The 7,152-nt window shown below is 74.3% G+C and carries 6 protein-coding genes and 1 pseudogene; 4 read left to right on the forward strand and 3 right to left on the reverse strand.

Annotation, left to right across the window (positions count from 1 at the left end; genetic code table 11):
* Positions 1–23 precede the first annotated feature (23 nt).
* The gene (locus BMW62_RS01190; protein WP_091928994.1) at positions 24–1,217 is read right to left on the reverse strand and encodes an acyltransferase family protein; all 1,194 of its coding nucleotides are present in this window, start codon (positions 1,215–1,217) and stop codon (positions 24–26) included.
* Positions 1,218–1,290: 73 nt separating this feature from the next.
* Positions 1,291–2,196: a biotin--[acetyl-CoA-carboxylase] ligase gene (locus tag BMW62_RS01195; protein ID WP_091928995.1), complete on the reverse strand. Its 906-nt coding sequence runs from the start codon at positions 2,194–2,196 to the stop codon at positions 1,291–1,293.
* 183 nt (positions 2,197–2,379) lie between these two features.
* On the opposite strand from BMW62_RS01195, the gene BMW62_RS01200 reads away from it, so the two are divergent.
* From BMW62_RS01200 to BMW62_RS01215, 4 genes are all read left to right on the forward strand, one after another.
* Complete coding sequence (locus BMW62_RS01200; protein ID WP_091928996.1) at positions 2,380–4,008, forward strand: acyl-CoA carboxylase subunit beta; 1,629 nt, start codon at positions 2,380–2,382, stop codon at positions 4,006–4,008.
* A gap of 149 nt (positions 4,009–4,157) precedes the next feature.
* Entirely contained in the window at positions 4,158–4,343 is a 186-nt protein-coding gene (locus tag BMW62_RS01205) for an acyl-CoA carboxylase subunit epsilon (RefSeq protein ID WP_280138590.1), read from the forward strand.
* Positions 4,340–4,948, forward strand: a complete 609-nt coding sequence (locus BMW62_RS01210; RefSeq protein ID WP_091928997.1) for a Maf family protein — start codon at positions 4,340–4,342, stop codon at positions 4,946–4,948. The genes BMW62_RS01205 and BMW62_RS01210 overlap by 4 nt, the downstream gene beginning before the upstream one ends.
* An 80-nt stretch (positions 4,949–5,028) precedes the next feature.
* Positions 5,029–6,789, forward strand: a complete 1,761-nt coding sequence (locus BMW62_RS01215) for an acetyl/propionyl/methylcrotonyl-CoA carboxylase subunit alpha (RefSeq protein WP_091928998.1) — start codon at positions 5,029–5,031, stop codon at positions 6,787–6,789.
* 30 nt (positions 6,790–6,819) lie between these two features.
* Here BMW62_RS01215 and BMW62_RS01220 read toward each other — a convergent pair.
* A pseudogene (locus tag BMW62_RS01220) lies at positions 6,820–7,152 on the reverse strand (sugar dehydrogenase); the annotation flags it as partial.

Genomic DNA, 7,152 nt, shown 5'->3' on the forward strand with positions numbered 1-7,152 from the left:
GATGCCGTCGAACCGGCCCGGGGTCAGGCCATCGACGTGACCGGCGCGTCCGCGGCGGCGGCCCGGGGCTCCGGGACCGCCACGGGGACGGGCACCGCGGACCGGCGGGCGGGCGCCCCGCGCAACCGGCGCCGGGCGGGCTCCTCGACGAACCGCCACAGCACCCAGGCCGCCAGGAAGGGCGCGCCCAGCTGCAGCAGCACGCCGGCCGCCGAGGCGGATCCGGCGCCGGCGAGGGTCCAGAGCGTCTCGAACACCGCCATGTGCACCAGGTAGAGGGCGAAGGAGATCCGGCCGCCCAGGACGACGAGCGGGGTCGAGAGCAGCCTGGCCGGGCCGGCGTCGGTGAGGGCGAGCGCCCCCACGAGCACCGGGAACAGCAGGGCGACGGCGCCGGCGCGGTCCTGCCCCGCGGCGCCGGCCCACCAGAGGGCCACGGGCAGGAGGGCGAGCACCGCCGCGGCGGTGCGCCCGGCGGCGCGCTCCACCGCGGCGCCCCGGTCGACCCGGGCGACGGCCAGCGCGACCAGTGAGCCGGCGAGGAAGGCACCGGTCAGCCGCAGCAGCCAGCTCCAGGCCCAGTCGTGCGTGCCGAGGACCAGGCAGGTGGCGGCGAAGGGCACCAGCGCCGCGACCGCGAGCGCCGCCGGCACCACCGGCCGCCGCGACCGCACCCGGTGCAGGAGCAGCGCCAGGAGCGGGAAGGCCAGGTACGCCAGCCACTCCGCGCTCAGCGACCAGCCCGGGCCCACCGGGCCGGTGGCGGAGTAGTCGGGCCGGTCCCACACCTGGACGAGCAGGACCTGGCGCAGCAGCGTCACGGCGTCCAGCCCCTCCGCGGCGCTCCCCTCCGCGGCGCCGACCAGCGCCTGCTGCACGTGCCCGCCCACGAGGACCGCCCCCAGGACGACCATCCACGTGGGCCAGATCCGGCTGATCCGTGCCCGGTAGAAGTCGACCGCGGCCCGGCCCCGGAACCGGTTCCCGAGGACGGCGACGTAGTTGTGCGCGAGGACGAAGCCGCTGAGCACGAAGAAGAGGTCGACCCCGAGCCAGCCGCTCGCCAGCAGCGGCCGCAGGGGGTCGAGATGGGCGAGCACGTCCCGGTCCGGGGAGAACAGCCAGAAGTGGTGCGCCACGACCCAGACGGCCGCGATCAGCCGCAGCCCCGTCAGCCCGCGGATCTCGCCGCGGAGCACCTGATGCGCACCGGCCATGGTCGCCGCCTCCGGGGAACTCCGTCACGTGGACGAGCGCGGACGCTAGCCGCGGGCCGGAGCGAGGACGGGGTCACGGACGGTGGCCCGGGGGCGTGTCGGTCCCGTCCGCCCCACCCGCCCCCTCTGTGCCGGATCGGGCGCGACGCACGTGCCGGACGTCGCCGCTGGCGAACTCGACCTGACCCTCGGCGGTGTCCAGGACCAGCCGGCCGTCCCAGTCGATCGCCCGCGCGGTGCCGACGAGCGCCGACCCGTCCGGCATCGTCACCTCGACCGTGCTGCCGACCGTCGACGACCACGACAGGTAGTCCCGGGCCAGCCCGGAGACGACGGGGTCACCCAGGGCCGCCACCCAGCCGCGGTAACGCCGCTCGACCGCGCGCAGGAAGGCGAGCAGGACCGGGGCGCGGTCCACGGTCCCGCCGGTGACGACCGACAGCGACGTACCCGTGCCCGGCAGCTCGGCCGCGGTGGTCGAGACGTTGAGGCCCACGCCGACGACGACCCCGGGCTGCCCACCGGCCCCGCCGACCGACTCGGCGAGGATGCCGGCGAGCTTGCGCCCGTCCCGGGCCAGCAGGTCGTTGGGCCACTTCACGGTCGCGAGCACACCGGCGACCTCCCGCACCGACTCGGCCAGCGCCACCCCGGTGAGCAGCGGCAGCCAGCCACGACGGGCGGCGGGCACGTCGGGGCGCAGGAGGAAGGAGACGGTCAGCCCGGCCCGCGGCGGCGACGTCCACACCCGGTCGAGGCGGCCGCGGCCGGTGACCTGGTGCTCGGCCACCAGGACGGTGCCCTCCGGGGCGCCGTCCGCGGCGGCGGCGGCCAGCGCGGCGTTCGTGGAGCCGACCTCCGCCACCACCTCGACCGATCGCCACAGGGCGGTGTCGCGGGTGAGGGCCGCCTGCAGGGCGGCCGCGTCGAGGGCGGGCCGGTCGAGGTCGGACCAGCGCGAGGAGGACGTGTCGGGCACGGGGAGACCGTAGCCAGGGACGGCGCTGGAGTGGCCGTCGCGCCCGGCGGCGGGACTCCGGGAGAAAGGGGGCGAGCCGCTCCCCTACGCTACGGAACCCGTGGCCCGGCATCCGAGTCACGCCCCGAGCACAGCAGCGCCGCCACGGCGGCCGACGAGCGCCAGCGAGGAGAACGAGGACGCGTGAGTGCCGCCGAACTGGAGAACGCCGGGGAGCACGTCCCCGACGACGTCGACATCCACACGACCGCGGGGAAGCTCGCCGACTTCGAGCGCCGGGTGCAGGAGGCCGTCCACGCGGGCTCCGAGCGCGCGGTGGAGAAGCAGCACGCGGCCGGCAAGATGACCGCCCGCGAGCGGATCGAGGCGCTGCTGGACCCGGGCTCCTTCACCGAGTTCGACGAGTTCGCCCGCCACCGGTCGACGAACTTCGGCATGGCGGACAAGCGCCCGTTCGGCGACGGCGTCGTCACCGGGTACGGCACCGTCGACGGCCGGCCGGTGGCGATCTTCTCCCAGGACGTCACCGTGTTCGGCGGCAGCCTCGGTGAGGTCTACGGCGAGAAGATCGTCAAGGTCCAGGACTTCGCCATCAAGAACGGCTGCCCCGTCGTCGGCATCAACGAGGGCGGCGGCGCGCGCATCCAGGAGGGCGTGGTCTCCCTCGGCCTCTACGGCGAGATCTTCCAGCGCAACGTGCACGCCTCCGGCGTCATCCCGCAGATCTCGCTGGTCATGGGCCCGGCCGCGGGTGGGCACGTCTACTCCCCCGCGCTCACCGACTTCATCGTGATGGTCGACAAGACCAGCCAGATGTTCATCACCGGCCCCGATGTCGTGAAGACCGTGACCGGCGAGGACGTCACGCTGGAGGAGCTCGGCGGCGCGCGGACGCACAACACCAAGTCCGGCGTCGCGCACTACCTGGCCGAGGACGAGAACGACGCGCTCGACTACGTGAAGGCGCTGCTCTCCTACCTGCCGAGCAACAACCTCGACCCGCTGCCGGCGGTCGAGGTGGCGCCGGTCGAGACCGTCCTCCCGGACGCGCTGACCGACGAGGACCGCGAGCTCGACGCGTTCATCCCGGACTCGGCGAACACCCCCTACGACATGCACACCGTCATCGAGCACGTGCTCGACGACGGCGAGTTCCTCGAGGTGCAGCCGCTGTTCGCGCCCAACATCCTGATCGGTTTCGGCCGGGTCGAGGGGCGGCCGGTCGGCATCGTGGCCAACCAGCCCACCCAGTTCGCCGGCACGCTGGACATCGACGCCAGCGAGAAGGCCGCCCGCTTCGTGCGCACCTGCGACGCCTTCAACATCCCGGTGCTCACCTTCGTCGACGTGCCCGGCTTCCTGCCCGGGACGTCGCAGGAGTGGGAGGGCATCATCCGCCGCGGCGCCAAGCTCATCTACGCCTACGCGGAGGCCACCGTCCCCAAGGTCACGGTGATCACCCGCAAGGCCTACGGCGGCGCCTACGACGTCATGGGCTCCAAGCACCTGGGGGCCGACGTCAACCTCGCCTGGCCCACGGCGCAGATCGCCGTCGTCGGGGCGCAGGGCGCGGTCGGGATCCTCTACCGCAAGGAGTTGGCCGCGGCCGAGGACCCCGACGCCAAGCGTGCGGAGCTCATCGCCGAGTACGAGGACACCCTCGCCAACCCCTACATCGCCGCCGACCGCGGGTACGTCGACGCGGTGATCCCGCCGTCGCACACCCGGGTCCAGGTCACCAAGGCGCTGCGGGTGCTGGCCAACAAGCGGCAGACCCTGCCGCCCAAGAAGCACGGGAACATCCCGCTGTGACATCGCGACCCTCCGGGCCGCACCGCGGCCAGGTGCCGTCCCCCGAGCCGCGCGGAGCCGTTGCGTCGTCCGATCCCGGAGACCCTTCGGGCCTCCACTCCGGACGACAGGACCTGGTCCCGTCTTCTGCTTCACCGCCGCTGCTGCGGGTGGTGAAGGGCGAGCCGACGGCGGAGGAGCTCGCGGCGCTCACCGTCGTCGTCGCCGCGCTGTCGCAGCGCCGCCCCCGTCGCCGGACCACCCCGGTCGGCGCGTGGGCGTCCTACGGCGACGCGCACCGGAGCGCCCTCCGCGCCGGCCCCGGCGGCTGGCGGGCCGCGGGGAGGTTCTCGTGACCGCGGAACGCCGGCTCGTGCTGGCCTCTGCATCACCGGCCCGGCTGTCCCTCCTCCGCCAGGCCGGGCTGTCGCCCGAGGTCGTGGTCAGCGACGTCGACGAGTCGGCGTACCCGGCCCCGCGCGTGGCCGAGCAGGTCGCCCTGCTGGCCGCCGCCAAGGCCGCGGCGGTCGCCAAGCGGGAGACCGACGCCCTCGTCATCGGCGCGGACTCCCTGCTGGAGTTCGGCGGCAAGCCGCAGGGCAAGCCCGCGGACGCGGCCGAGGCCCGGGACCGCTGGCGCCGGATGGCCGGGCGCTCGGGCGTCCTGCACACCGGCCAGGCGCTTTTCGACGTCCGGGACGGCGCAGTCGTCGGCCGCGACATCGCCGTGGCCTCCACCGTCGTCTACTTCGCCGACCCGACCCCGCCGGAGGTGGAGGCCTACCTCGCCACCGGGGAGCCGCTGGCGGTGGCGGGGGCGTTCACCCTCGACGGGCTCGGCGCGCCGTTCGTGCGCCGGGTCGAGGGCGACCCGGCCGCCGTCGTGGGTCTGTCCCTGACGGTCCTGCGCACCCAACTCGGCAAGCGCGGCCTGGCCATCACCGACCTCTGGCGCCGCTGAGCGTCCCGCCGATCCACCGACCGCGCCCGTCGCGGTACCCGACAAGAGTTCGACCGGCCCACAGAAGAGGGAGAGCACCGGTGCAGAAGGTTCTCATCGCCAACCGTGGCGAGATCGCGGTCCGCGTGGCCCGCGCGTGCAAGGACGCGGGTCTGACCAGCGTGGCGGTCTACGCCGAGCCCGACCGGGACGCGCTGCACGTGCGCGTCGCCGACGAGGCGTTCGCCCTGGGCGGCACGACGCCCGGTGACTCCTACCTGGTGATCGACAAGATCCTCGACGCGGCCAAGCAGTCCGGCGCCGACGCCATCCACCCCGGCTACGGGTTCCTCTCGGAGAACGCCGACTTCGCCCAGGCGGTCCTCGACGCCGGGCTGACCTGGATCGGCCCCTCGCCCCAGGCGATCATCGACCTCGGTGACAAGGTCGCCGCCCGGCACATCGCCACCAAGGCCGGCGCCCCGCTGGTGCCCGGCACCAAGGACCCGGTCGGGGGCGCCGACGAGGTGGTGGCCTTCGCCGAGGAGCACGGGTTGCCGGTGGCCATCAAGGCGGCGTTCGGCGGCGGCGGCCGGGGGCTCAAGGTGGCCCGCACCATGGAGGAGATCCCCGAGCTGTTCGACTCCGCCGTCCGCGAGGCCGTCTCGGCCTTCGGCCGGGGTGAGTGCTTCGTCGAGCGGTTCCTGGACAAGCCCCGGCACGTCGAGGCGCAGGTGCTGGCCGACACGCACGGCAACGTGGTCGTCGTCGGCACCCGTGACTGCTCGCTGCAGCGCCGCAACCAGAAGCTCGTCGAGGAGGCACCCGCGCCGTTCCTGACCGACGAGCAGCGGGCCCGCATCCACTCCTCGGCCAAGGCGATCTGCAAGGAGGCCGGCTACCACGGTGCCGGCACCGTCGAGTACCTCGTGGGCACCGACGGCTCGATCTCCTTCCTCGAGGTCAACACCCGGCTGCAGGTCGAGCACCCGGTCTCGGAGGAGACCAGCGGGATCGACCTGGTCCGCCAGCAGTTCCGCATCGCCGAGGGCCTCCCGCTGGAGTTCACCGAGGACCCCGAGCCCCGCGGCCACAGCATCGAGTTCCGCATCAACGCCGAGGACGCCGGCCGCAACTTCATGCCGGCCCCCGGCCCGGTGGAGCGGCTGGAGATCCCACAGGGGCCCGGCGTGCGCTGGGACTCCGGCGTCGAGACCGGTGGCGAGGTCGCCGGGGCGTTCGACTCGATGCTGGCGAAGCTGATCGTCACCGGCGCCACCCGCGAGGAGGCGCTGCAGCGGTCCCGTCGCGCGCTGGACGAGCTGGTCGTCGAGGGCATGCCCACGGTGATCCCGTTCCACCGCGCCGTCGTCCGTGACGAGGCCTTCACCACCGAGCCGTTCACGGTGCACACCCGCTGGATCGAGACCGAGTGGGACAACCAGGTCCCGCCCCACGGCGCCGCCCCGGCCGAGCAGGCCGAGGACGCCCCCCGGCAGACCGTCGTGGTGGAGGTCGGCGGTCGCCGGCTGGAGGTGTCCCTGCCGGCCGGGCTGGCCGCCGGTGGCGGCGCTGCGCCGGCCGCGGCCGCGAAGCCCCGCAAGCGCGGTGGCGGCGGTGGTGGCTCCGCGGCCTCGGGTGACTCCCTCACCTCGCCGATGCAGGGCACCATCGTCAAGGTGGCCGTCGAGGACGGCGCGACCGTGGAGGCCGGCGACCTCGTCGTCGTGCTCGAGGCGATGAAGATGGAGCAGCCGATCACCGCGCACAAGGCGGGCACGATCTCCGGCCTGGCGGCCGAGGTCGGCGCCTCGGTCACCAGCGGCGCGGTGATCTGCACGATTTCCGACGCGGCCGAGTAGCCCTGCGTACGGCGTGACCGCCGGGCGCGGTCACGCCGTACGCCGCACCTGCCCGGTGCGGATCTCCAGCGTCAGGACGCCGCCCTGGAACCGCTGGGACTGCCCGCCACCGGCCGGGCGCGGGTCCTCGACCGGGTAGCCCAGCGGTCCGGTCTCCCACCCGGTCGCGGCCCACGCCGCATAGATGGGTCCGTACAGGAACCGGGCCCCCGTCGCCGGCGACCAGTACAGGGCCCCGCCCTGGAAGAGCTGGAAGCAGCCGCCGTCGCGCAGCCCGCAGATGCCGTCGGTCGTGGGGTACGCGAGCCAGCCGTACTCGTGACCCATCGATCCCCAGCGCGCCCCCAGCGCGCCGGTCACCGA

The sequence above is a fragment of the Blastococcus sp. DSM 46786 genome (genome assembly GCF_900109665.1).
GTDB lineage: Bacteria > Actinomycetota > Actinomycetes > Mycobacteriales > Geodermatophilaceae > Blastococcus > Blastococcus carthaginiensis.